Origin of the sequence: Cryobacterium breve (assembly GCF_027594785.1) — a bacterium.
Lineage (GTDB): Bacteria > Actinomycetota > Actinomycetes > Actinomycetales > Microbacteriaceae > Cryobacterium > Cryobacterium breve_A.
Genome location: NZ_CP075584.1, coordinates 118,264 through 142,651, shown reverse-complemented (window position 1 = coordinate 142,651; position 24,388 = coordinate 118,264). Strand labels below are relative to the sequence as shown.

Below are 24,388 nucleotides of genomic sequence, written 5' to 3'. Positions count from 1 at the left end.
GGTGCCCGGATAGGTCAGGGTCGCGGCCGGGCCGTCGTCAGCGCCTCGCGGACCAGCTCGGCCATCCGCTCGGCGCCGTCGAGCACGCCGACGGATGCCGCGCGCTCCCCCATGGCCAGCACCCGGGGTCGGTCGGAGAGGAGCGGAACGAGCTCATCCGTCACCCAGGCCGGCAGGAAGGCCGCATCGTCGACGAGGATCCCTCCGCCGGCCGCGACGACGGACGCGGCGTTGAAACGCTGTTCGCCGTTTCCGACCGGGTACGGCACGTAGACGGCCGGGATGCCGAGCGCACTCAAGCTCGCAGACGGTCCCCGCGCCGGCCCGGGACACAGCGAAGTCGGCAATGGACAGGGCGAGGTCCATCCGGTCGCAGTATGCGATCATCCGGTAGTGCGGGATGCCGGGGTCTGACACTTCGGCTTTCTGTCCGGTGATGTGCAGGACCTGCCAGCCGGCCGCCACCAGTGCCGGTGCGGACTGAACGATCGTGCCGTTGAGGCGGCGTGCTCCGAGCGACCCGCCCGTGACGAGGAGGGTCGGGCGGTCGGGGTCGAGGTCGAAGAAGCGCAGCGCCTCCGGCCGGGATCCTGCGCGGTCGAGGTTCTGAACCTCCGGCCGCAGCGGCATTCCGACGACCCGGCCGTGGCGGATGCGGGTTCCGGGGAAGACGACGCCGACCCGTGTGGTCAGCCACGCGCCGAGGCGGTTCGCGAGGCCGGCACGGAAGTTCGCCTCGTGGATGGCGATCGGGATGCCGGCCCGGCGGGCGGCGAGGTAAGCGGGAGTCGACACGTAGCCGCCGAAGCCCACGACGACGTCGACCTTCCTGGCGCGGAGCACCGCGGCGAGGTCGGTGACCGCGCGGTTGAATCGCGGCAGGAACAGCACGGCCGCACGGTTCGGCCGGCGCGGGAACGGGAGGCGCGGTACGAAGATCAGCTCGTAGCCGCGGGCGGGCACGAGGCGGGCCTCGAGTCCCTCGCGGGTGCCGAGGACGATCATTTCTGCTTCGGGTTCGCGGGCGCGGATGGCGTCTGCGACCGCGAGCAGGGGTTGACGTGGCCGGCGGTGCCGCCGCCGGCCAAGAGGTATGTGGTCACTCGGATGCTCGTCTCGGTTCCGGCCGTGCGGCCGGGTGCTGTGTGCCCGCCGCGGTGGGTCCGGCCGGTTCATGGTGTGCGCGGGCGAAGGACAGCACGATTCCGATCGCGATCAGGGTCGAGAGCAGGGCTGTGCCTCCCGCGGAGACGAGCGGGAGGGGGACGCCGAGGACCGGGAAGACGCCGAGGACGACGCCGATGTTGACGAGGGCCTGGCCGATGACCCAGACCATCACGGCGGCCGTCGACACGCGCGCCTGCACGCTCGTGCTCGACCGCATGATCCGGAGGAAGGCGAACGCGAGCAGGATGAACATGGCGAGCACGACGATCGCGCCGATCAGGCCGAGCTCCTCGCCGATGATCGCGAAGATGTAGTCGTTGTCTGCTGCGGGCAGCCACGACCACTTGGCCTTGGAATTGCCGAGCCCCACGCCGAAGATCCCGCCGTTGGCGAGGGCCCAGGTGCCGTGCAGCGGCTGCCAGCACGCAGCGGAGATGGTTCCGGTGTGGTCATCGCAGCCGGTGTTGAGGAAGGAGAGGATGCGGGTCATCCGGTTCGCGCTCGAGATCGCGACGAGCACCCCGGCGACGGAGCCGATCAGGAGCGGAAGCGCGAGCATCCGCAGCCGGACACCCGCGAAGAAGAGCGCACCGAAGAGGATCCCGGCCATGATGATGACGGTTCCGAGGTCGCCGCCGATCAGTACGAGCATGATCGATCCGCCGCCGACGCCGAACACGGGAATGTAGACGTGGCGCCAGTCGTCGAGCAGGTCCTGCTTCTGGGAGAGGATCATGCCGAGCCAGATGACGAGCGCGAGCTTGATCGCCTCGGACGGCTGGAACTGGACGCCGCCGAGGGACAGCCAGTTCGTGTTCCCTGCGACGGTGATGCCGAGCGGGGTGAAGACGACGAGGCACTGCAGGAGGCACGCGATGATCAGGGTCGGCCAGGCCACCCGCCGCCAGAACTTGACCGGCATCCGGCTGACGACGAGCATCAGCGGGACGCCGATGGCCGCGAAGCCGCCCTGGCGGAGCACGGCGCCGAAGAAGCCGGCGTTTTCGAGGTAGGAGTCGACAGACGACGACGAGAGCACCATCACGAGACCGAAGGCGACGAGGAAAAGGGTCGTGCCGAGCAACAGGAAGTAACTCGTCGATTCCGCTTTGAACACGCGTCCGAGGTGGATGCGGGTGGCGGGGTTGTGCGCCTCGGGCGCCGGCTGGTGGGGGGCTGCGGTCCTAGGCGTTCGGCCCTGGGGCAGTCTCGCCATCCGCCTCACCTCCCAGATAGTCGTGAACGGCCTCCGCGAAGAGGCGGCCGCGTGCTGCGTAGTCGGAGAACTGGTCCATCGATGCCGCCGCCGGTGCGAGCAGCACGACGTCACCTGACTCGGCGATTCCTGCCGCGGCAGCGACGGCGTTCGGCATCACTTGTCCAGTGTCGGCGGCATCGATCTCGAATACGGGCAACCCGGGGGCGTGTCGCTGGAATGCCGCCCGCAATACGTCCCGATCCGTGCCGATGATGACGGCGCCACGGAGCCGGGGCACGTGGGTCTGGACGAGGTGGTCGATGTCGACGCCCTTGAGCAGACCGCCGACGAGCCAGACGACGGAGTCGAATGCAGCGAGCGACGCATCCGCTGCGTGCGGGTTGGTGGCCTTCGAGTCGTCGATCCAGCGGACGCCCGCGGCATCGGCGACGATCTCGATGCGGTGTTCGTCGAGCCGGAAGGTTTCGAGCACGTCGTGGATGATCAGCGGGTCGACGTCGAAGGACCGCGCGAGGGCGCTCGCGGCCAGGATGTCTGCCACGAGGTGGGCGGCGGCGAGGCCGCGGACGCGGAGCTCCGGCACGGTGGTCAGTTCGATCGCGGTGTCGAAGCGATCCTCGAGGAATGCGCGGTCGCAGAGGATTCCGTCGACGACGCCGAGGTCGCTCGGACCGGGGACACTGAGGCCGAAGCCGATGGCGCGGGCGCCCTCGCGCACTTCGGCGTCCTCGACCATCGTGCGGGTGGCCTCGTCGTCCTTGTTGTAGACGCACGCGATCTTGGTGTTGGCGTAGACGGTCGCCTTGGCCTCGCGGTAGGCGGCGGCGGAACCGTGCCAGTCGAGGTGGTCGTCCGCGATGTTCAGGCAGACGCTCGCCCAGGGCACGAGGGCTCCTGGCCCGGTGCGCGGCAGATGGTGCAGCTGGTAGCTGGAGAGTTCGACGACGAGCACGTCCCAGCCGAGCGGGTCACGGACGGCGTCGAGGACGGGCACGCCGATGTTGCCGCACGGGGCGACCCTGTGGCCGGCGGCCGCGAGGATCGTGGCGGTGAGCTGGACGGTCGTGGTCTTGCCGTTGGTTCCCGTGACGAGGATCCACTCGGCCGGGGCTCCGACCTTGTCGCGCAGGCGCCAGGCCAGTTCGATGTCGCCCCAGACCGGGACGCCGGACGCGGCGGCCCAGAGCAGCAGGGGGTGATCGGGGTGAAAGCCCGGACTCACGACGATCAGTTCCGGTCGGTGCGCTTCGAGTTCGGCGGGGACCTCGCTGAGGTCGGCCTGGACGAGCCCGGCGCCGATCACGCCGAGGAGCCTGGCCCGGTCGTCCGGTGCGTTGCCCGCGACGACGAGGACGTCGGCGCCGAGTTCGGCGAGCGTGTCCGCTGCGGCGAAGCCCGTGACGCCGAGGCCGAGGACGGCGACCCGGAGCCCGGACCAGTCGGCGTGCCAGCTGACGAGCCCGTCGAGCCGGCGGTGCCCCGAGTGAGTGTTGTAAGGATCGGTGCTCATCATGCGGTCAGCCATTCGAGGTAGAACGAGCCGACGCCCGCCGCGACGAGGAGTCCGCCGACGATCCAGAACCTCACGACGACGGTGACCTCGGCCCAGCCCTTGAGCTCGAAGTGGTGGTGGATGGGGCTCATCAGGAAGATCCGCTTGCCCCGGGTGACCTTGAAGTACGCCCTCTGCACGATCACGGAGCCGGCTTCGATCACGAAGAGCCCTCCGAGGAGCACGAGCAGGAGGCTCGGTGCGGCTGAGGATCGCGAGTGCGGCCAGCGCCCCGCCGATGGCGAGGGACCCGGTGTCGCCGAGGAAGATCTTGGCCGGTGAGGTGTTCCACCAGAGGAAGCCGATCAGGCCGCCGACGATCGCCGCGGCGACGATGGCGAGGTCGAGCGGGTCGCGCACGTTGTAGGAACGGTAGAGGTCGCCGATGTCCGCTCCCCCGTACCTGGCCTGGTTGGACTGCCAGAAGCCGATCACGATGTACGCCCCGATGGCGAGGATCGATGACCCCGTCGCGAGGCCGTCGAGGCCGTCGGTCACGTTCACGCCGTTGGACGTCGCCGCGACGAGGAAGCAGATCCAGATGATGAAGAGGGCGATCCCGACGATGGTCCCGAGCTTCATGAAGTCGAGGGGCAGGTCGCGCAGCAGCGAGATCTTGGTGGATGCCGGGGTGAGGCCGTGCCTGTTCGGGAACTGCAGTGCGAGCACGGCGAAGATGCCGGCGACGAGCACCTGTCCGCTGATCTTCTGCCAGCCGCCGAGGCCGAGGCTGCGCTGATTCCGGGTCTTGATGAAGTCGTCGAGAAATCCGACGAGCCCGAGCCCGACCATCATGAACAGCACGAGCAACGGAGACGCCGTGATCGGTGTGCCCGTGAGCCACATCGCGAGGAAGTAGCTGATCAGGGTGCCGAGGATGATGACGATGCCGCCCATGGTCGCGGTACCGCGCTTGGCGTGGTGGCTCTTCGGCCCGTCGTCGCGGATGAACTGGCCCCAGCCGAGCTTGTGGAAGAGCCGGATGAACAGCGGGGTCAGGGACAGCGTGAAGACGAGCGACATCGCGCCGGACATGAGAAGTGCCCTCATGAGAAGTACTCCCCGAGACGGTCGCCGAGGAACCGGAGGCCCGCCGAGTTCGACGACTTCACGAGCACCGTGTCACCGGGACGGACGGTTGCCGTGAGGAGTGCGAAGGCGTCGTCCTGGTTCTCGACGAAGAGCGATTCGCCGTCCCAGGACCCCTCGTTGATCGTGCTGATGTGCATCCTTCGGGCGGCGCGTCCCACCACGATGAGCTGGGAGATGTTCAACCGCACGGCGAGCAGTCCGATGCGGTCGTGCTCGTCGCCGGAGAATTCGCCGAGTTCGCTCATTTCTCCGAGGACGGCGACGGTGCGCTGTCCCGCCTCCCGGATCTGGGCGAGGGTCTTGAGGGCCGCCGTCATCGAATCGGGGCTCGCGTTGTACGCGTCGTTGATGATCGTGACTCCGTCACGCCCGCCGAGGACCTGCATCCGCCAGCGTTCTGCAGTGACGACGGACTCGAGTGCCGCGACGATGTCGTCGATTCCGACCCCGAGCACCTCCGCGGTGGCCGCGGCGGCGAGGGCGTTCATCACGTGGTGCTCTCCGAGCACCTGGAAGGTCACCGGCCGGGTGTCGCCGCCCGCGAGGTGCAGGGTGAAGGTCGTTCCGCTGCTCGAGACCTCGATGCCGGTCGCGTGAACGCCGGAGAAATCCGTTCCGTCCGGTGCGCGCGAGGCGCCGGTGGCGTCCTGGCCGAACCAGACCACCCTGGCGCGGGTGTGCGCCCGCATTCCGGCGACGCGGGGGTCGTCGGCGTTCAGCACCGCGACATCCGTTTCGAGGAGGTCGGTGACCATCTCGGTCTTGGCGGCGAGAGTCGCTTCGATGCCGCCGAATTCGCCGGCGTGGGCGAGGCCGACCTTGAGGACGACCCCCACATCGGGACGGACCATCCGGATCAGCCTGGCGATCTCGCCGATGCCGCTCGCGCCCATTTCGGCGACGAGGAACCGGGTGTCGAAGTCGACGGCGAGCATCGTGATCGGTGCGCCCACCTCGTTGTTGAACGAGGCGCGGGCGGCGACGGTCGGGCCGACCCGTCCGAGGATCGCGCGGAGCAGGTTCTTGGTGGTGGTCTTGCCGTTGGACCCGGTGACGCCGATCACCCTGAGCCGGCCCTCCGCGCGTACGCGGTCGACGACAACGGTGGCCAGGTCGCCCAGGGCGACAACGGCGTCCGCAACGATGATCTGGGCGACGGGAAGGTCGAGCGCGCGCTCCACGATCAGGAGAGCGGCGCCGTTCTCGATCGCGGCGGGGGCGAAGAGGTGACCGTCCGTGGTCTCCCCCGGCTTGGCGACGAAGATGCCACCCGCCCGGATCTCCCGGGAGTCGGTGTCGACGGCCCCGGAGACGACGGTCGCCGGCGTTGCCGACGTTCCGTCGGCGTTCACGGCTCCGTCAAGGTGCAGGACGCCGTTCACGGCGTCGGCGATCTCGGAGAGGGAGAGGCCGATCATCACTGCCACCCCGCTTCGCGCAGGGCGAGCCGGGAATCGTCGCGGGCCGAGTATGGAATCTTGACGCCGTTCACTTCGTGGTAGTTCTCGTGGCCTGGGCCGGCATAGAGGATCGAGTCGCCCGGGGCGGCGAGGCCGAGTGCGGTGCGGAACGCGGCGTGCGGGTCTGCGACCTCGTACAGCTCGACGTCCGGGACGGCCTCGCGGGCGCCGGCGATGAGCGCGGCCCTGATCGAGGCCGGGTCCTCGTAGCGGGGGTGGAAGTCGGTGATGACGACGACGTCCGCGCCACGGGCCGCGATGGCGCCCATGGCCGCGCGCTTCGTGGTGTCGCGGTCGCCGTCCGCGCCGAAGACCATGAAAAGCCGGCCGGGCGTGAACCTGCGGATGGCCGCGAGAGTGTTGAGGAAGGCATCCGGGCTGTGCCCGTAGTCGATGTAGACGAGCGGTCCGCGGTCGCCGGAGATGCGCTCGGTGCGCCCCGGGATGTAGACGTCGATGCCGCCGTCGCGGTCGAGGGTGTGATTGATGGCCTCGAGGTCGTAGCCCGACTCGACGAGCATCAGGATGGCCAGTGCCGCATTCGCGGCCATGAACCAGCCGATCAACGGGACGCGGGTCTGCAGCCTGCGGCCTTCCGGCCCCTCGAGCAGGAACTCGGTGGAGAGGGCGTCCTCCGAGACGATCGAGAGGTGCCAGTCGGCGTCGACCTCCGGGTGGATGCTGAGGGTCGTGACCGGGATGCGGCACTCCGCGACGATGCGCTGGCCCCATTCGGAGTCGACGGTGATGACGCCGCGCCGGGACCGGTCCGGTTGGAAAAGTTCGAGCTTGGCCTGGAAGTATTCGTCGAGGCTGGCGTAGTCGTCGAGGTGATCGTGGCTGAGGTTGGTGAATCCGGCTACATCGAAGACGAGGCCGTCGACACGGTGCCTGCTGAGCGCCTGCGCGGAGACCTCGATCGCGACGGCGCGTACCTCGGCTTCGCGCATCCTGGCGAGGAGGGCGTGCAGTTCGGTGGCCTCCGGCGTGGTGAGCGAGCTCACCACGGCGAGGTCGCCGATGCGGCGCTCTGCCGTCGACGTGAGGCCCGTGACGACACCGAGCTGGTTCAGGATGGCGACGAGGAGGTAGACGACGCTCGTCTTGCCGTTCGTCCCGGTCACGGCGAAGAGGGTCGCCGGGTTCTCGTCGGTCCGGTAGATCCAGGCGGCGACCGCTCCGAGGGCGGCCCGGGCGTCGGGGGTGACGAGAACCGGAAGGCCGCTTCCGGCAGCGAGGAGTGCGCCGGCCTCATCGGTCAGGATGGCGACCGCTCCGGCCTCCCTGGCGTCCGCGGCGAAGCTCGCGCCGTGGAACGCGCGCCCGGGTACGCCGACGTAGAGGTCGCCCGGCTGAACGGAACGGGAGGAGATGCTCACGCCGGAGACTTCGAGACCCTCGATGTCGCCGCGCAGGAAAAGTTCGAATTCATCAACCATGCCCGACAACGACCGCGGTACCGGGTGCTGAGGACGGAGAGCCGATGGTGCCAACTCGGTCACAAGGCTCGCTTTCTTACCAGGTACCGGGAAGGGCAGGCGCTGGAGCGCCCGATGGAACTGCCCGGTACTTCTTCAGCACCTGGCTCATGACCTCTTGGAAGATCGGAGCGGGCGCTGCAGACGAATTCAGTTTAACAGGATCGGCGAGACTGACCGAAACGACGTACTCGGGGTCGTCCGCCGGCGCGAAGCCGGAGACCGACACGAGGTACCCCTTGGTGTATCCGCCGTGGCCGTCGGGCATCTGTGCCGTACCGGTCTTCGAGGCGACCCGGTAGCCGGGAATGTTCCAGACCTTGGAGAGCCAGGCCTTCTGGTAGACCATCTCGAGCATCTCCGACGTGTCGTTGGCGGCGGAGGCCGACACCACCTGGGTTCCGGTGGCCGCCGGCACGTTCGTCATGGTGCCGTCCGCCTGGCGGCAGCCGGCGACGAGCTGGACCGGCAACCGGACGCCCTTGTTGGCGATGGTCTGGTAGATGCTCGCGATCTGGAGCGCCGTCGTGGTCAGGCCCTGGCCGAACATCGTGGCGTACTTGGTCTGGGGGTCCCATTCATCGTAGGGATGCAGGATTCCGGAATCTTCGGCGGGGAACCCCGCCTCCGTCGCGGTGCCGAGGCCGAACTTGGTCATGTAGTCGTAGCGCTGCTGGTCGGTCAGCAGTTCGCCGAACTTGGACATGCCGGTGTTCGAGGATTCGATCAGCACACCGGTGAGGGTGAGGTGCAGGTCGGCGTGGCCGGAACTGTCGTTGATGTTCGCGCCGTTGCCCGGCAGGTACCGGTACGGGGCGGTGATCTTGGTGCCGACCGTCGCCTTGCCGGCGTCGAGCACGGATGCCGCGGTGAGGGCCTTGAAGGTCGACCCCGGTTCGAAGGAGGCAGTGAAGGCGCGCGAGCCACGGTCATCGGGGTTGGCGGTTCCGTTGACGTTGTTGGGGTCGACGCTGGGATAGTCGGCGACCGCGACGAGTTTCCCGGTCTTGACCTCCTGCACCACGACCGTGCCCCACGCCGCGCCGGTGGCCTGGGCCTGCTTGGCCAGTGCCTGCTGGACGAACCACTCCAGGTCGGAGTCGATCGTCGTCACGACGTCTCCGCCGTCGACGGCGGCCTTCTCCGTGACAGTGCTCTGCGGCAGCCGGACGCCGTCCGCGCCCTTTTCGTAGGTCTCTGTGCCGTTGGTACTCGCGAGGCAGGAATCCTGGCCGAGTTCGAGGCCGGCCTGGGCTTCACCCTCGGACGACACGAATCCGACGAGGTTGCCGGCGACCGCGCCGTCCGGGTACACCCGGCCCGGCTTCTTTTCGAAGTAGATCCACGGGATCTCGAGCGCGTCGACGGCCCGGAACACCGAGACATCCACCGCCTTGGTCACGATGGCGTAGTCAGAGGCTGGGTCGGCGGCGAGCGACGAGGAGATGATCGCGAGGATCGCGTCTCCGGTCTGACCGGTGATGGCGCCGACTTCCGCTGCGGCCTGGGCGACGGTGACGGTCTGGTCCCCCGCGGCCGTGGTGCGGGTGAACTCGACGGCGTTGCGCGGCGAGAGCGTGATGTTGTAGCGCATCACCGTTCCGGCGAGCACGACGCCGTTGGCGTCGACGATGTCGCCGCGGGAGCCGTAGACGGGTTGCTCGACCGATCGGTTGCCCAGTGAGTCTGCGCTGAGGGTGTCGGCGCGGACGACCTGGATGTCGACCAGCCGGACCACGAAGAGCGCGACGATCGCGAAGAGGAGAACGACCGTGATCGCAATGCGGCGCTTGCCGCTGCGCGTCGACCTGGCACTGACACCCACAGTTTCAGTTCCTTACTGCGGACGGGGCCGCGGTTGTGGCACCCCGGCTCTGGCGGGAGTGCGGGCTAGCGAGTCGTGGGCGTCGGGAGTCCGGTGCCAGGGGCTGGCACGGCGGCGTTCGGGGCTGCTGGGTTCGTCTCGGTGGCTGGGGTCGTCGCGGCGCCGGAGACGCTCGCGCCCTGCCCGGTGGACTGGGCCGGCTGTGTCACCAAAGGTACGCCGGTGAGCAGCGCGTTCGGCACGAGACTCGCCGCACCGGCCTGACTGCCAGTCGCGGAACTCGGGGCGCCGAGTACGGCGGAATCGGAGAGGCGCAGGTAGACGGGGTTGGAATTGCTGATCATGCCGATGGCCTCGGCGTTAGCCGCGAGGCTCTGCGGGGACGAGACCCTGACGAGGTCTTCCGTCACGCTTTCGGCCGTACGGGTGAGTTCCGTCTGGCTGGCCTGCAGGCGGGACACCTCGTATGCGCCCTGGGAGATCCCGACGCTCAGCAGGAGCCTGGGCGACGATGATCACCGCGACGCCGGCGACGGCGGACAGGGCGAAGGCGATCTTGGGCCTGGCCCTGCGCTGGCTGCGCGTCGCGACGATCTCGATGTGGCGAAGCCGCGAGCCCGGCTGGCCCGCTGGAGCGTCCAGCGGCTTCTGGTCGGGGGTGTCGTGCCGGGGGCACTCTCCCAGTTCGGTCGCAGCACGCGTGCGAGATTGTCGCTCATCCGGCTCTCCTCAGTCGCTCGGCGGCGCGAAGTCTGACCGACGTCGCACGGGGGTTTCTCGCCTTTTCTTCTTCCGAGGCGAGTTCGGCGCCCCGGATCAACTGTGTGAACAGTGGCTTGTGTTCCGGCAGCTCGATGGGCAGGCCGGCGGGGGCGCTCGAGGTGGATACCCGCGCGAGCGCCTTCTTGACGATCCGGTCCTCGAGCGACTGGTACGCCTCCACGACGATCCGGCCGTGCACGGCGACGGCGTCGAGCGCGGCGGGGATCGCCCGCTCCAGCACGGAGAGTTCCTGGTTGACCTCGATGCGCAGGGCCTGGAAGACCCGCTTCGCCGGGTGGCCCGTGCGCTGGACGACGACGGGGGTGACCTTGGTGAGGATCGCGACGAGCTCAGCGGAGCGGAGGAGCGGCGCGGTCGCCCTCGCCTCGACGATCGCCTTGGCGTAGCGAGCCGCGAGCTTCTCTTCGCCGTACTCGTGGAAGATGCGGCGCAGCTCGGACTCGCTGTAGGTTGCGAGGATCTTTTCCGCCGTCAGGTCGCTCGTGTTGTCCATCCGCATGTCGAGCGGGGCGTCCTTGGAATAGGAGAAGCCGCGTTCGACCCGGTCGAGCTGGAGCGAAGAGACGCCGAGGTCGAAGAACACGCCCTGGACCTCTTCGATGCCGAGGGTGTCGAGGGCGTCCTGAATGCCGTCGTAGACGGTGTGCACGAGGTGGATCCGGTCGCGGAACGGTTTGAGCCGTTCCTCGGCGATCGAGAGCGCCTCGAGGTCGCGGTCGAGGCCGACGAGGGTGAGCCCTGGGAAGCGAGTGAGGAAGGCCTCGGAGTGGCCGGCCATGCCGAGGGTCGCGTCGACAAGCACGGCACCGGGCTGGTCGAGAGCCGGGGCGAGGAGCTCGACACAGCGTTCGAGCAGTACGGGGGTATGGATTTCGTCGATGTTCATGGTCCCGGGGAGTAGTTCCTGGATCCTGATCCCCATCCGGCAGTCCTGGCACCGGGGAAGTGTGTCAGGGCGTACGGCTGGGAGTCAGGCGCCAGGTTCTAGAAGAGTCCCGGAATCACCTCCTCCGTGGTGTTGGCGAACGAGGTTTCCTGCTCGGCGAGGTACAGGTCCCAGGTCTCGGTGTCCCAGATCTCGACACGGTCGCCCGCGCCGATCACTGTGAGTTCTCGGTCGAGGCCGGCATAACTGCGGAGGTTGGCGGGGATCGTGACGCGGTTCTGGCTGTCGGGAGTTTCCGCACTGGCTCCGGAGGTGAACACCCGGAGGAAGTCACGGCCCTGCTTGCTCGTGATCGGGGCCTGCTTGATCTTTTCGTGCAGTTCCTCGAACGCGCGCGTCGTGAAGACGTAGAGGCAGTGTTCCTGGCCGCGGGTCATCACGATGCCGGTGGAGAGCTGCTCACGGAACTTCGCGGGAAGGATGACGCGTCCCTTGTCGTCGAGCTTGGGGGCATAGGTCCCGAGGAACATTCATCACCCCTTCTCTTCCGGCCAAGTTCAGGTGTTACTCCACTTTACTCCACTTTGAGCCACGAAAACGGGAAATGCCACGATCAACCTGTGTTTTCTTAGAAAAATACCAGATGAAACGGTGAAGTTACAGGTGGAGGAAAACTGCAGGCCTATCGGGTGGCGGGGTCGATTTTGGGCACAAAAAAAAGGGCCGATCTGTGATCGGCCCTACTTTTGTTGAGTTATCGGTCGTGCTGTGGAGGATGGGGCAGGAAGGCTAGTTACCGTCCTGGCGGCGATCCCAGCGGTCGTTGAGACGATCCATGAACCCGCGCCCTGACTTGCCTGAACCCGAAGGACGGGAACCGTTCGTTCCGGACGATGACTTCCCCGAAGACGAGAAGCCGGAGGATGACAGCCTGCGGGCCGCCTTGCCGGGTGACGTGGCGAGCAATACTCCTGCGAACATGACGACGAAGCCGAGAATCCCGATCCAGAGCTGCTGCACTGCAACTCCCGCGATCAGTCCTCCGATACCGGCGACCACCGCGAGGACGCCGAGGGCGATCGAGCGGTAGTTCGGGCGAAGCGATGAACCGCCAACGGTCGCGACGAAGTCGGAGTCGTTGTGGTAGAGCCCGCGCTCCATTTCTTCAAGGAGTCGCTGCTCTTGTTCCGAAAGCGGCATCTCATTCCTCCTCTGTAGGATCACCGGTGAATCCCAATTCTAGCCCCGCCGCGATAGCTAGGCTAGGCGGGTGGCTGAAAGCAATCAACTGGTCGATCTGGTTCAAACGCGCATCGACGAATTCCTGAAAACCCGTCAACTAATTGTGACTACTGTCAGCCCGGATCTTAGCGCGCTGGTGAACTTCTCACGGCAGTTTCTCAGCGGTGGTAAGCGCTTCCGGGCGCAGTTCTGTCATCACGGCTGGCAGAGCGTCCCCGGTTCGGGCGAGCTCGATTCCGAACCGGTCATCGCGGCGGCCGCCGCCCTGGAGATCTTCCATGCCGCCGCCCTCGTCCATGACGACATCATCGACAATTCGGACACCCGCAGGGGCTCGGCATCCGCCCACAAACTCTTCGAAACCCTGCACGCCTCGGGCGGCTGGGCCGGCGCCCCCATCGAGTTCGGCCGGGCCTCCGCCATCCTGCTCGGGGACATGCTCCTCGGGTGGAGCGACGAGCTCCTCGACGAGGGGCTCCAGGCGTCAGCCGATCCCGTCGCCGCCAGGCTGGGGCGCCACGAGTTCAACCAGATGCGCACGGAGGTGACTGCCGGTCAGTACCTCGACATCCTCGAGGAACGGGCCTGGCTCGTGCAGCCGGAAGAGGAACTGCTCGAACGCGCCATGCGGGTCATCGTCTTCAAATCCGCGAAATACAGCGTCCAGGCTCCGCTCGTCATCGGCGCGGCGCTCGCGGGCGCGGACACGGCCCACCTCGATGCGCTTCGCGCCTTCGGGCTTCCCCTCGGCATCGCATACCAGCTCCGGGACGACCTGCTCGGCGTGTTCGGCGACGCGGCCGTGACCGGGAAACCGAGCGGCGATGACCTGCGGGAGGGCAAGCGCACCGTGCTCATCGCCCTCGCCAGGCACGCGCTCGAACCGGCGGCGCGGGAATACCTCGACGGACTCCTCGGAGATCCGGGACTCGATGCCGCCCAGATCCTGTCACTCCAGGAACTCATCCGGGCCAGCGGTGCCGTCGAAAGCGTCGAGACGCTCATCACGGATCAGGTGGCGGATGCGCGCGTCGCGCTCGATGCCTCTCCGATCGCCGCCGGAGTGCGGGTCCAGCTCGAAAGCCTCGCCGAGAGGGTGACGCGCCGGTCCTTCTGAGAAGGAGAGGAGCCTGAGGGTCAGGCGAGCGCCTGAGCGACGCGGCGGACCTCGGCCTTGCGGCCGGCGAGGAGCGCCTGGATCGGCGGGACGCCGAGGCTGTCGTCGACCTCGAGCAGCCACTGCATGGCCTGCTCGTCGGTGAAGCCGTCATCGGCGAGCACGATCAGGGTGCCGCGGAGTTCAGGAAGCGGGGAACCGTCCTTGATGAATGCGGTCGGCACCGAGATCACGCCGTTGCGGCGGATCGCGAGGAGCCTGCTTGTCATCGATGAGCTGGCGAACCCGGCTCTGACTGGTCCCGAGCAGGGAGACGAGGTCGGGAATGGTCAGCCAGGGTTGATCTGAAAACGAGTCGGTCACCCTCCAAGCCTCCCATGATTCCCGGGCCACGACAAACTCCGGATGCCCCGGTGCGGCTGCGGGACGGCCCGGACGGGGGTCATGCCGATTGACTCCGGCAGTCATGTATGCCAGCGTTGAAGGTCGTGGACAAGTTAACGCTCGTGGACACGGTGAAGGTTGTAGCGAGTCTCAAGCTCGAACGGCAGTTTTCGGCTCGACAGCATCTGAGTGTCAGACCAAATCTGAGTGTCAGACCAATCTGAATGGAGCGTCATGTCAGCACAGTCCCGCAAAACGGTTCGACCGCCGAACGGTAGCGAGCTCTCCCCCGCCAGGCACCCCCGGCCCACCGGAGTCCGTTCCCGTGCGTTCGGCCTCCTCGCGGCCGTGCCGCTCGCCGTGGTGTGCTCTGTCGCCATCAGCCTCAACCTCGCGTCGCCTGCCGAAGCCGCGGCCCTGAGCCGGAAGCCGCTCAAAAGCCCCGCCCAGTTGCCGGCGTCCCCCGCCACCACCACCCCGGCGTACCTCGTCCAGGCCGAAACCGCCCCCAGCCACTACACGGTCGTCGCCGGCGATACCGTCAGCGGGATCGCGGGCCGGTTCGGGCTCTCCACGGCTGCCGTCCTCGCGCGCAACGGTCTCAGCCCGTCGACGAAGATCTTCCCCGGCCAGCAGCTCACCCTCGCCGAGGGAGCCGTTCCAGCGACTGCCCCCGCGCCCGCCCCCGCTGCCGGTGGGCCCACGCGGTACACGATCGTGACGGGAGACACCATCAGCGGCATCGCGGCCACACACGGCACCTCGGTCGCCGCCGTGCTGGGAGCCAACGGCCTCGACAAGGCCGGCATCATCTTTCCGGGCCAGTCGCTGTCGATTCCCTCCGGATCGGCGCCGGCCGGCTCGGCCCCGACCGTAGCCGCCCCGGCGGCTGAGCTCGTCAGCGCGACGACCGCTGCCACCGGTGCACGGCACACGATCGCAGCCGGCGAAACGGTGTCCACGATCGCCGCGGCCGCGGGCGTCTCCGTCCGCGCGATCCTGAAGGCGAACAACCTCGGCTGGTCGAGCATCATCTACCCCGGCCAGCAGCTCTCGATCCCGGCGCCCGCAGCGGATTCGGTCGCCGCGGCATCCGTCACGCCCCTGCCTGCACCCGCACCGGAGCCGGCCCCGACGGCCGTACTCGGGCGGGTCACCCCGCTCTCCGACGAGATGCGCGCCAACGCCCTGATCATCCTGACGACCGGGCGCGCTGCCGGCGTGAGCGACCAGGGACTCGTCGTCGCCCTCGTCGCCGCGGCCCAGGAGTCTGGGCTGCGGAACGTCCACTACGGGGACAGGGATTCACTCGGTCTCTTCCAGCAGCGCCCCGGCAAGGGCTGGGGGCGCCTGACCAGGTGATGGACCCCGCTCGCGCAAGCCAGGCGTTCTTCGGCGGTGCCGGAAATCCGAACCCGGGGGTCACCCGCGGGCTGCTCGACATCCCCGGCTGGGAGGGGATGACCGTGACGCAGGCTGCCCAGGCGGTGCAACTTTCCGCCTACCCCGACTACTACGCGAAATGGGAGACCTCTGCCCGGGCCTGGCTCTCCGAGCTCGGCTGATCGCCCGTGCTTTGCGAGTGTCCGGCAGCAGATCTGCCCGCTTCTCCCTAGACTCGACTGGTGAGCGATAGTCCTGCCGATCCGATGATCGGCCGTCTGATAGACGGCCGTTATCAGGTGCGCTCGCGGATCGCCCGCGGCGGAATGGCGACGGTCTACCTGGCCACCGACCTGCGCCTCGAACGCCGGGTGGCGCTCAAGGTGATGCACGGCCACCTCGCGGATGACAACGCCTTCAAGGCGAGGTTCGTGCAGGAGGCGCGCTCGGCCGCGCGTCTGGCCCACCCGAACGTCGTCAACGTCTACGACCAGGGCCAGGACGCCGACATGGCGTACCTCGTGATGGAGTACCTGCCGGGAATCACCCTGCGCGACCTGCTCAAGGACTACGGGCGCCTCACGAGCGAACAGACCATCGACATCCTCGAGGCGGTCCTGTCCGGCCTCGCCGCAGCACACAAAGCCGGCATCGTGCACCGCGACCTGAAGCCCGAGAACGTGCTGCTCGCCGACGACGGACGGATCAAGATCGGCGACTTCGGGCTCGCCCGCGCCGCCAACAACAACACCGCGACCGGACAGGCCCTGCTCGGGACGATCGCCTACCTCTCCCCGAACTCGTCACGCGCGGCATCGCCGATGCCCGCAGCGACATCTACGCCCTCGGGATCATGACATACGAGATGCTCACCGGAGAACAGCCGTACGTCGGCGAGGCCCCGATGCAGATCGCCTACCAGCACGCCAACGACACGGTGCCGATGCCGAGCCTGCGGGTCACGACCATCCCGCACGAGCTCGACGAGCTCGTCAGCTGGGCGACGGCGCGGGACCCCGAACAGCGCCCCCGGGACGCGAAAGTCATGCTCGACCAGCTTCTCGACGTCGAGAAGCAGATGCGCCCCTTCGAGGGCGACACCGGAGTGCAGCAGACCCTGCTGATGCCGAGCGGTGCGGCGGGCGCCCTCGCCGACGCGGACACCATGATCTTCGGCGCCGCGGCGCCCGCGCCCGGTGCGACGGCCTTGCTGCCCGCGCCCGTCGTGAAGCCGCCGGCCGACGCCGAACTGCTCACCGAGAAGACCAGGCGCCGGGGGCGCCGCGGCTACTGGCTGTTCGCGCTCGTGCTCGTGCTCGCCGGCCTCGCCGCGGGTACCGGCTGGTACTTCGGCAGCGGACCCGGGTCTCAGGTCGAGGTTCCCTCGCTCGTCTCCGTCGCCCCCGATGCCGCCGCCGCCCAGCTCGCCGAGCTCGGACTCCAGTCCGCTCTCGCCCAGCAATACAGCGGCACGGTCGCGGCCGGACTCGTCGCGAGCACCGAGCCCGGCGAGGGCGGCCACGTGAAGAAGGGCAACGCGGTCACGCTCTACGTCTCGCAGGGACCGCAGCCGATCACGCTTCCTGTGCTCGCCGGTCTCAGCACGGATGCCGCGACCTCCGCCGTCACGGGGCTCAATGCCGCGATCGGCACGGTGGACCAGGTCTTCTCCGGCGAAGTCGCCGCCGGCACCGTCATGTCGGCGACGCGGGAGAGCGACGGCGGTGACGTTTCGCAGGGCGGGGGTTACTTCGAGGGCATGAAGGTCAACCTCGTCGCCTCGCTCGGTCCGGTGCCGGATGTCTCGGGCAAGTCGGTGAACACGGCGACGTCGCTTCTGAAGGACAAGGGCCTGCTCGCCACCACCGGCGACTCCGTCTACAGCGACACGATCGACGAGGGCGATGTCGTCAGAGCCGCTCCCCAGAAAGACGGCCCGGTCCGCGCGGGAGACACCTACGTGCTCACGACCTCCAAGGGCCCCGCCCCGATCCCGATTCCCAATGTCGTCGGCAAGCCCTGGAACGAAGGCAAGAAGATCCTAACGGATCTCGGCTTCAAGCTGAGCTACAACCTCGGAGCCGACGCGATCGCGCCGCTGCTGAACATCCTCTCCACGGACCCTGCGGCGGGAACGGCGGCACCGAAGGGCAGCACGATCGCCCTCAGGCCGACGAACCCCTTCGGCTAGGATCCCCCGCCGCCACCACTCGGCGCTGCGCGCCAGAACCGCCGCTCCGCGCCAGGCATGCTTGGCGCGAAACGGCGAAACCGGCGCGCCTCGGTGTGGCGCAACCAGCAGCACCCGCTCACGGGGCGAGTGTCGCCGTTCGCGCCGACTGTCTCCGGTGGTACAACGACAATCGGCAACAACAGCGACACTCGGCGAGTAGCCGTGCACGCCCGACATCCCAGGCCGAGCGCAGGCGCACGGCTGGCGCGGGCGCACGCGAGCGGTCACGCCCGCGGCATCCGCCCGCGCGGCGAGTATCGCCGGATACGCCGAGTGCCGCCGTTCTCGCGGGTACTCTCGGCGGGAACGGCGGCACTCGATGAGACCACTGCGGATCAGCGGGCGGCGAGCTCCTCTGCGACGAGGAAGGCGAGCTCGAGGGACTGCATGTGGTTGAGCCGCGGGTCGCAGAGCGACTCGTAGCGGGTCGCGAGGTCGGCCTCGTCGATGTGCTCTGAACCGCCGAGGCACTCGGTGACATCGTCGCCGGTGAGCTCGACGTGCACGCCGCCCGGGTGGGTTCCGACCGCACGGTGGGCCTCGAAGAAGCCACGCACCTCGTCGACGACGTCGTCGAAACGACGGGTCTTGTACCCGGTCGGCGTGGTGACGCCGTTGCCGTGCATCGGGTCGGTGATCCAGAGCGGGACGGCCTCGCTCGCCTTGATCGCCTCGAGGAGCGGCGGGAGCGCGTCGCGCACCTTGCCGGCTCCCATCCGGGTGATGAAGGTGAGGCGCCCGGGTTCGCGGTTCGGGTCGAGCTTGTCTACGAGACGGAGCATGTCGTCTGCCGAGGTGCTCGGGCCGAGCTTGACCCCGATCGGGTTGCGCACCCGGGACAGGAAGTCCACGTGGGCGCCGTCGAGGTCACGGGTGCGCTCGCCGATCCAGATGAAGTGCGCAGAGGTGTTGTACGGCGTTCCGGTGCGGGAGTCGATCCGGGTCATCGGGCGCTCGTAGTCCATCAGGAGGCCCTCGTGGCTCGTGTAGAACTCGGTGCGACGCATCGCCTCGAAGTCCGCACCGCACGCGATCATGAACTTGATGGCGCGGTCGATCTCCTTGGCCACCTTCTCGTAGCGCTGGTTGGCCGGGTTCGCGGCGAAGCCCTGGTTCCAGCTGTGAACCTGGCGCAGGTCGGCGAAACCGCCCTGGGTGAACGCCCGGATCAGGTTGAGCGTCGAGGCGGCCGTGTGGTACCCCTTGACCAGTCGGGCCGGGTCGGCCTCGCGGGACTCGGGGGTGAAGTCGTAGCCGTTGACGATGTCGCCGCGGTACGCAGGCAGGGTGACGCCGCCGCGGGTCTCGAAGTCGCTCGAGCGGGGCTTGGCGAACTGGCCGGCCATCCGGCCCATCTTGATCACGGGCATCGATGCGCCGTAGGTGAGCACGACGGCCATCTGCAGCACGGTCTTGACCCGGTTGCGGATCTGCTCTGCGGTCGCGCCGCCGAAGGTCTCAGCGCAGTCGCCGCCCTGGAGCAGGAAGGCGTGTCCGGCGGCTGCCTGGGCGAGCCGGTCTCGCAGGATGTCGACCTCGCCCGCGAAGACCAGGGGCGGCTGCGTCGACAGTTCGGCGGATGCCGCGGCGACGGCGCCTGCGTCCGGCCACGTCGGCTGCTGCTTGATGGGAAGAGTGCGCCAATAGTCCAGACCGTTGATCACAGCTTCATCGGCCACAACGACGGGTTCGGTAGTGTCTACCACAGGACTATCTCTGTTTTCTCTTTGTTGGCGCGCGGAGTGCGCATCAGGGGACTGGACCGGTTCAAGCCGGGAAGGGACACGCGATCTTATCGCGAAAGACTGGCACGCTTTTCTTTGACGCTCGTGGCGTACACGTCGACGTACTCCTGCTTGCTGAGCGCCTGGAGCTCGTACATCAGCTCGTCCGTCACGCTGCGGAGCACGAACCGGTCGCCCTCGAGCCCTTCGAAGCGGCTGAAGTCGAGCGGCTTGCCGATCACAATCCCGATCCGGCGGATCTTCGGGATCCTCGTACCGGTCGGCATCGCCTTCTCGGTGTCGATCATCGCGACGGGAACGACGGGCACGCCGGCCTCGAGGAGCATCCGCGCGACCCCGGTGCGACCGCGGTACATCTTCGCGTCCGGGCTGCGGGTGCCCTCGGGGTAGATGCCGAGCACGCCGCCGCCGGAGAGGATCCGCAGGCCCGTGTTGAGGGAGTCCTCTGAGGCCTTACCGCCGGAGCGGTCGATCGGGAGCTGGCCGGTGGCCTTGAAGAACTGCTTCGTCGCCCAGCCCTTGAGTCCGGTGCCGGTGAAGTATTCGCTCTTGGCGAGGAAGACCACCCGGCGCGGGACCACGAGCGGTAGGAACACCGAGTCGATGAACGACAGGTGATTGCTCGCGAGGATGACTCCCCCGGTCTTGGGGATGTTCTCGAGGCCGATCACCCACGGCCGGAAGAGCCCAAGCAGGAGGGGTCCGACGACAATGTTTTTCATGATCCAGTAGAACATCGGTCGCTCTTTTCTTGCGTCGGGCACAGCCTAGATCGGGAAGACGTGCTTCCGCGCCAGGTCTGCGGCACCGACAACTCCGGCATCGTTGACGAGTTGGGCAATCGCGAATTCCGCCTCGGGGTGATAGCCCCGCGCCGGAAGGTTTTCAAGGTATGCGGTGCGGATCGGTTCGAGCAGCAGCTCGCCGGCGTCGGCGACTCCCCCGCCGAACACGAAGATCTGCGGGTCGAGCACGGCCGCAAGTGAGGCGCAGGCCTGGCCGAGCGCGTCGCCGAGCTGCCGGAGGGCCGCGAGTGCCCCCGGGTCGCCGTCCTGGATCAGGCGGCCGACGTCCTTGCCGCTGAGTTTGCCCTTGCGGGCACGGGCGGATGCGAGGCCGAGGCCGATCCCTCCGGCGTCCGCGAGGGAGTTGGCGATGCGGAGCAGAGCCCTGCCGGAGCCGTACTGCTCGATGCAGCCCTGGGCGCCGCAGCCGCACGGAAGGCCGTCCGGCACGATGCGCAGGTGGCCGAGCTCTGCACCGCAGCCGAAGCCGCCGCGAAACAGGCGGTCGTTGGAGACGATGGCACCACCGACGCCGGTGCCGATGGTCAGGGTGACCATGTCGCTGTAGACCTGGCCCGCACCGAAGCAGAATTCGGCCCAGCCGGCCGCGTTCGCGTCGTTCTCGATCAGGATCGGGAGGTTGAGCCGCTCCTCGAGGGTCGCCCGGAGGGGTTCGTTGCGCCAGTTGATGTTGGGGGCGTAGTACACCGTGGACTGCGCGGAGTCGATGAAGCCGGCCGCTGCGACGCCCGCCGCGATAATGTCCTCTCCGACGGCGAGCTTCTGGATCATCTCGACGACGGCGTCTTCGATGGCCCGCGGGTCCCCTGCCGTTGTGGGCGTCCGCTCGGAACGGAGAATGGTGCCGAACTCGTCGACGAGGGCTCCAGCAATCTTCGTGCCGCCGATGTCGATTCCAATGGCGTGCACAGCCGGCCTCTTTCGTCGATAGTCTCGGGCATCCGCCCAGCTCAGCAGACATTTATGCTGAGGCGTCCCTCTAGAGTGTACTGAGCCGCGGCGCTGCGAGTCGAAACGACTGCTCCGCATGTCGCCCGGCTAGAGTGTGCACATCCGCCCGGTACCAGAGGAGTTGCCGTGAAACAGTTCGATATGCCCGCAGTCGTCCCAGCCGATCCCAGGGCGAACATCACCGACCTCCTCGTGGACCGCCTCGCAGCGACGCCGGATTCCGTGCTCTTCTCGGTTCCACGCGGCGCGGGCTGGGCCCCCGTGACCACGTCCGAATTCCACCGGCAGGTCGTCGGACTCGCCAAGGGGCTCGTCGCCGCAGGCATCGAGCCCGGCGACAAGATCGGCCTGATGTGCAAGACCCGGTACGAGTGGACCCTGATCGACTTCGCGACCTGGTTCGCCGGCGCAGTGCTGGTCCCGGTCTACGAGACCAGCTCGCCGACCCAGCTGCAGTGGATCCTCGGCGATTCCGGCGCCGTCGCCGTGATCCTCGAGACCGCGGACCACTTCGCCAAGTTCGACGAGGTGCACCCCGACCTCCCGGACATCGACACCGTCTGGCAGATCGACCTCGGCGACCTCGCGAAGATCGTCGCGGGAGGCGTGAACGTTCCGGATGCCGAGATCGAGCGCCGCCGCCGCCTCGCGACGGGCGCCGACATCGCGACCCTGATCTACACCGCAGGCACGACCGGCCGTCCGAAGGGCTGCGTGCTCACGCACTCGAATTTCGTCGAGACCTCCCGGAACGCAGGAGTCGCCCTGAGGGACGTCCTCACCCACGAGGACGGCGCATCCACGCTGCTCTTCATCACGACCGCGCATGTCTTCGCCCGGTTCATCGCAGTGCTCTGCGTGCACGGGAACGTGCGGGTCGGCCACCAGCCGGACACACGGCAGCTGCTGCCCGCACTGGCGACGTTCAAGCCGACCTTCCTGCTTGCGGTGCCGCGCGTCTTCGAGAAGGTCTACAACTCGGCCGAGCAAAGGCAGAGGCCGCCGGCCGGGGCAAGATCTTCGAGTCCGCCGCGCACCTGGCCGTCAAGCACTCCAAGGCCATCGCCGAGGGCACACCGGTGAGCCTCTCGATGAAGCTCCGGTTCGCCATCTTCGACCGGCTCGTCTACAGCAAGCTCCGCGCGGCCATGGGCGGAAAGGTGCGGTATGCCGTCTCCGGCTCCGCACCGCTCGGCGAGTTCCTCGGCCACTTCTACCACAGCCTCGGCATCAAGATCCTCGAGGGCTACGGCCTCACCGAGACCACGGCCCCTGCGACGGTCGGCCGCACCGAGCAGTTCAAGGTCGGCACCGTGGGCCCGCCCATTCCCGGCGTCTCCATCCGCATCCTGGACGACGGCGAGATCGCGGTGAAGGGCGTCAACGTCTTCAAGGAGTACTGGCACAACCCGGAGGCGACCCAGGCCGCCTTCGAGGACGGCTGGTTCCGTACCGGCGACATCGGTGACTTCGACGCGGACGGCTTCCTCACCATCACCGCCCGCAAGAAGGAGATCATCGTGACGGCCGGCGGCAAGAACGTCGCCCCCGCCGCACTCGAGGACCCGATCCGCTCCAACCCCCTCGTCGGCCAGGTCATCGTCGTCGGAGACCGCAAACCGTTCATCGCTGCGCTCGTCACCCTCGACCCCGACATGCTCGCGGTCTGGCTGCACAACAACGGCGAGGATGCCTCGATGTCGCTCGCCCAGGCGGCCGTCAACCCCGCGGTGCTCGCCGAGGTGCAGCGCGCCATCGACCACGCCAACGCCCACGTGTCCCGGGCGGAGTCGATCCGCAAATTCGTGATCCTCACCGTCGAGCTCACCGAGGGCAACGGTTATCTCACGCCGAAGCTCAGCATCAAGCGCGATGTGATCATGCGGGACTTCGCCTCGACCATCCAGGGCATGTACCAGGGCGTGCCCGTCGTCACCGAGCAGAATCCGGTCGTGCGCTGACCCCTCTGCTGCCCCTGACGAATTCGACGGAGATTTTCATAGGAAAGCGCTTAAGAAGCGTTTTCCAGGCGGTGAAAGCCCAAAAACTCCGTCGAATTGGTTCAGCGTCGCTGGCAGGTCAGAACCAGTCCGACTCGCGGATCTCCTTCATGGCCGCCCGGCGGTTCTCCTTGTCGAGCTTGTCGATGTAGAGGAAACCGTCGAGGTGGTCGGTCTCGTGCTGCAGCGCCTGGGCCATCAGCCCGGAGCCTGCGAGCTCGACCGGCTCGCCGGCGAGGTCGATTCCGGTGACCCTCGCGAACGGGTAGCGCCTGGTGGGGTACCACAGGCCCGGAACGGACAGGCAGCCCTCTTCGACGAGGGCGGGTTCCCCGGAGACCTCGACGACCACGGGGTTCAGGATGTACCCGATCACGCCGTCGACGTTGTAGCTGAAGGCGCGCAGGCCCACGCCGATCTGGGCCGCAGCGACGCCCGCGCGGCCCGGCAGGCGCACGCTGTCGAGGAGATCGACGACGAGCCGGGTGACCCGGTCGTCGATGGACTCGATCGGCGCGGAAACGGTCTTCAGCACGGGATCTCCGAAGAGACGGATCTGGCGCTCAGGCACAGGAAAACTCCAAGTCAGTTGGTGCGGGCAGGACGGTGGATCGGGTGCGTTTCACGCGCCGCGGTGCGCGGGAAGGCCCTCGACCACGAGAGCGGCAAGGGTGCGGGCGGCCAGCCGGGTGATCGGCTTGAGGTCCTCCCAGGAGATCACGCTCCCCGCCGCCAGCTGCGGGTCATAGGGGATGCGCACGATCTCGCGGACCCTCGACCGGAAGTGCGACTCGATCTCCTCGAGTTTCACGAGGTTGGTGCCCTGGGTGGCGGTGTTGAGCGCGACGATCGAATTGCGGACGAGGTCGCCGTAGCCGTTGGCGTCGAGCCAGGTGAGCGTCTCAGAGGCGAGGCGGGCTTCGTCGACGCTTCCTCCGGAGACGATCACGATCGAGTCCGCACGCTGCAGAGTCGCACGCATCACCGAGTGCACGATCCCGGTGCCGCAATCGGTGAGCATGATCGAGTAGTACCGGGCCGCGAGGTCGGCGACGACGTTGTAGT

At 67.8% G+C, this 24,388-nt stretch carries 18 protein-coding genes and 3 pseudogenes; 5 read left to right on the top strand and 16 right to left on the bottom strand.

What is annotated here, in order from left to right; genetic code table 11:
* Window positions 1-14: 14 nt before the first annotated feature.
* The 10 genes and pseudogenes from KIV56_RS00745 to KIV56_RS00695 all read right to left on the bottom strand — a co-directional run bounded on the left by KIV56_RS00745 (window position 15) and on the right by KIV56_RS00695 (window position 12,662).
* Window positions 15-1,103, bottom strand: a pseudogene (locus KIV56_RS00745) (UDP-N-acetylglucosamine--N-acetylmuramyl-(pentapeptide) pyrophosphoryl-undecaprenol N-acetylglucosamine transferase).
* Window positions 1,100-2,383 carry a putative lipid II flippase FtsW gene (gene ftsW / locus KIV56_RS00740; RefSeq protein ID WP_281534779.1) on the bottom strand — a complete coding sequence of 428 codons (1,284 nt, stop codon included), beginning with the start codon at window positions 2,381-2,383 and terminating at the stop codon, window positions 1,100-1,102. Before ftsW ends, KIV56_RS00745 begins: the two are co-directional and overlap by 4 nt.
* The gene (gene murD / locus KIV56_RS19335; protein WP_348648443.1) at window positions 2,352-4,988 is read right to left on the bottom strand and encodes a UDP-N-acetylmuramoyl-L-alanine--D-glutamate ligase; all 2,637 of its coding nucleotides are present in this window, start codon (window positions 4,986-4,988) and stop codon (window positions 2,352-2,354) included. The genes ftsW and murD overlap by 32 nt, the downstream gene beginning before the upstream one ends.
* On the bottom strand, window positions 4,985-6,448 hold the full coding sequence (locus KIV56_RS00725) for a UDP-N-acetylmuramoyl-tripeptide--D-alanyl-D-alanine ligase (RefSeq protein WP_281536242.1): 1,464 nt from the start codon (window positions 6,446-6,448) through the stop codon (window positions 4,985-4,987). Before KIV56_RS00725 ends, murD begins: the two co-directional genes overlap by 4 nt.
* Window positions 6,448-7,992 (bottom strand): Mur ligase family protein, encoded by a 1,545-nt coding sequence (locus KIV56_RS00720; protein ID WP_432432586.1) that lies wholly within the window; start codon window positions 7,990-7,992, stop codon window positions 6,448-6,450. Before KIV56_RS00720 ends, KIV56_RS00725 begins: the two co-directional genes overlap by 1 nt.
* 13 nt (window positions 7,993-8,005) lie before the next feature.
* A complete protein-coding gene (locus KIV56_RS00715; protein ID WP_281534777.1) occupies window positions 8,006-9,793 on the bottom strand; it encodes a peptidoglycan D,D-transpeptidase FtsI family protein in 1,788 nt (595 codons plus the stop codon).
* Between the two features lie 65 nt (window positions 9,794-9,858).
* Window positions 9,859-10,254, bottom strand: a complete 396-nt coding sequence (locus KIV56_RS00710; RefSeq protein WP_281534776.1) for a hypothetical protein — start codon at window positions 10,252-10,254, stop codon at window positions 9,859-9,861.
* A 254-nt stretch (window positions 10,255-10,508) separates the two neighbouring features.
* Window positions 10,509-11,462, bottom strand: coding sequence for a 16S rRNA (cytosine(1402)-N(4))-methyltransferase RsmH (gene rsmH, locus KIV56_RS00705; RefSeq protein ID WP_281536241.1), 954 nt, complete (start codon window positions 11,460-11,462; stop codon window positions 10,509-10,511).
* Between the two features lie 98 nt (window positions 11,463-11,560).
* Complete coding sequence (gene mraZ, locus KIV56_RS00700; RefSeq protein ID WP_281534775.1) at window positions 11,561-11,992, bottom strand: division/cell wall cluster transcriptional repressor MraZ; 432 nt, start codon at window positions 11,990-11,992, stop codon at window positions 11,561-11,563.
* 259 nt (window positions 11,993-12,251) lie between these two features.
* Window positions 12,252-12,662, bottom strand: coding sequence for a DUF3040 domain-containing protein (locus tag KIV56_RS00695; RefSeq protein ID WP_281534774.1), 411 nt, complete (start codon window positions 12,660-12,662; stop codon window positions 12,252-12,254).
* A 70-nt stretch (window positions 12,663-12,732) separates the two neighbouring features.
* Here KIV56_RS00695 and KIV56_RS00690 point away from each other — a divergent pair, with 70 nt between their 5' ends.
* Window positions 12,733-13,821 carry a polyprenyl synthetase family protein gene (locus tag KIV56_RS00690; protein WP_432432585.1) on the top strand — a complete coding sequence of 363 codons (1,089 nt, stop codon included), beginning with the start codon at window positions 12,733-12,735 and terminating at the stop codon, window positions 13,819-13,821.
* 20 nt (window positions 13,822-13,841) lie between these two features.
* Here the strand turns inward: KIV56_RS00690 and KIV56_RS00685 are convergent, their stop codons facing one another.
* Window positions 13,842-14,090, bottom strand: a complete 249-nt coding sequence (locus tag KIV56_RS00685; protein WP_432432584.1) for an Rv2175c family DNA-binding protein — start codon at window positions 14,088-14,090, stop codon at window positions 13,842-13,844.
* Between the two features lie 349 nt (window positions 14,091-14,439).
* On the opposite strand from KIV56_RS00685, the gene KIV56_RS00680 reads away from it, so the two are divergent.
* The 3 genes and pseudogenes from KIV56_RS00680 to pknB all read left to right on the top strand — a co-directional run bounded on the left by KIV56_RS00680 (window position 14,440) and on the right by pknB (window position 17,779).
* Window positions 14,440-15,567 carry a muramidase family protein gene (locus KIV56_RS00680; RefSeq protein WP_281534772.1) on the top strand — a complete coding sequence of 376 codons (1,128 nt, stop codon included), beginning with the start codon at window positions 14,440-14,442 and terminating at the stop codon, window positions 15,565-15,567.
* Window positions 15,564-15,770: a hypothetical protein gene (locus KIV56_RS00675; RefSeq protein WP_281534771.1), complete on the top strand. Its 207-nt coding sequence runs from the start codon at window positions 15,564-15,566 to the stop codon at window positions 15,768-15,770. The genes KIV56_RS00680 and KIV56_RS00675 overlap by 4 nt, the downstream gene beginning before the upstream one ends.
* A gap of 60 nt (window positions 15,771-15,830) precedes the next feature.
* Window positions 15,831-17,779, top strand: a pseudogene (gene pknB / locus KIV56_RS00665) (Stk1 family PASTA domain-containing Ser/Thr kinase).
* A gap of 377 nt (window positions 17,780-18,156) precedes the next feature.
* On the opposite strand, the gene KIV56_RS00660 reads toward pknB, so the two are convergent.
* The 3 genes from KIV56_RS00660 to KIV56_RS00650 form a co-directional block, all read right to left on the bottom strand.
* A complete protein-coding gene (locus KIV56_RS00660; RefSeq protein ID WP_281536240.1) occupies window positions 18,157-19,485 on the bottom strand; it encodes a class II 3-deoxy-7-phosphoheptulonate synthase in 1,329 nt (442 codons plus the stop codon).
* Window positions 19,486-19,613: 128 nt separating this feature from the next.
* Window positions 19,614-20,303: a lysophospholipid acyltransferase family protein gene (locus KIV56_RS00655; RefSeq protein WP_281534768.1), complete on the bottom strand. Its 690-nt coding sequence runs from the start codon at window positions 20,301-20,303 to the stop codon at window positions 19,614-19,616.
* Window positions 20,304-20,333: 30 nt separating this feature from the next.
* Window positions 20,334-21,281, bottom strand: a complete 948-nt coding sequence (locus KIV56_RS00650) for an ROK family glucokinase (RefSeq protein WP_281534767.1) — start codon at window positions 21,279-21,281, stop codon at window positions 20,334-20,336.
* Window positions 21,282-21,449: 168 nt separating this feature from the next.
* Here KIV56_RS00650 and KIV56_RS00645 point away from each other — a divergent pair.
* Window positions 21,450-23,284, top strand: a pseudogene (locus KIV56_RS00645) (AMP-dependent synthetase/ligase).
* A 118-nt stretch (window positions 23,285-23,402) separates the two neighbouring features.
* Here KIV56_RS00645 and def read toward each other — a convergent pair.
* Entirely contained in the window at window positions 23,403-23,894 is a 492-nt protein-coding gene (gene def / locus KIV56_RS00640; protein ID WP_281534766.1) for a peptide deformylase, read from the bottom strand.
* A gap of 51 nt (window positions 23,895-23,945) precedes the next feature.
* Window positions 23,946-24,344 carry a MinD/ParA family ATP-binding protein gene (locus tag KIV56_RS20080; protein ID WP_432432583.1) on the bottom strand — a complete coding sequence of 133 codons (399 nt, stop codon included), beginning with the start codon at window positions 24,342-24,344 and terminating at the stop codon, window positions 23,946-23,948.
* Between the last annotated feature and the right edge of the window lie 44 nt (window positions 24,345-24,388).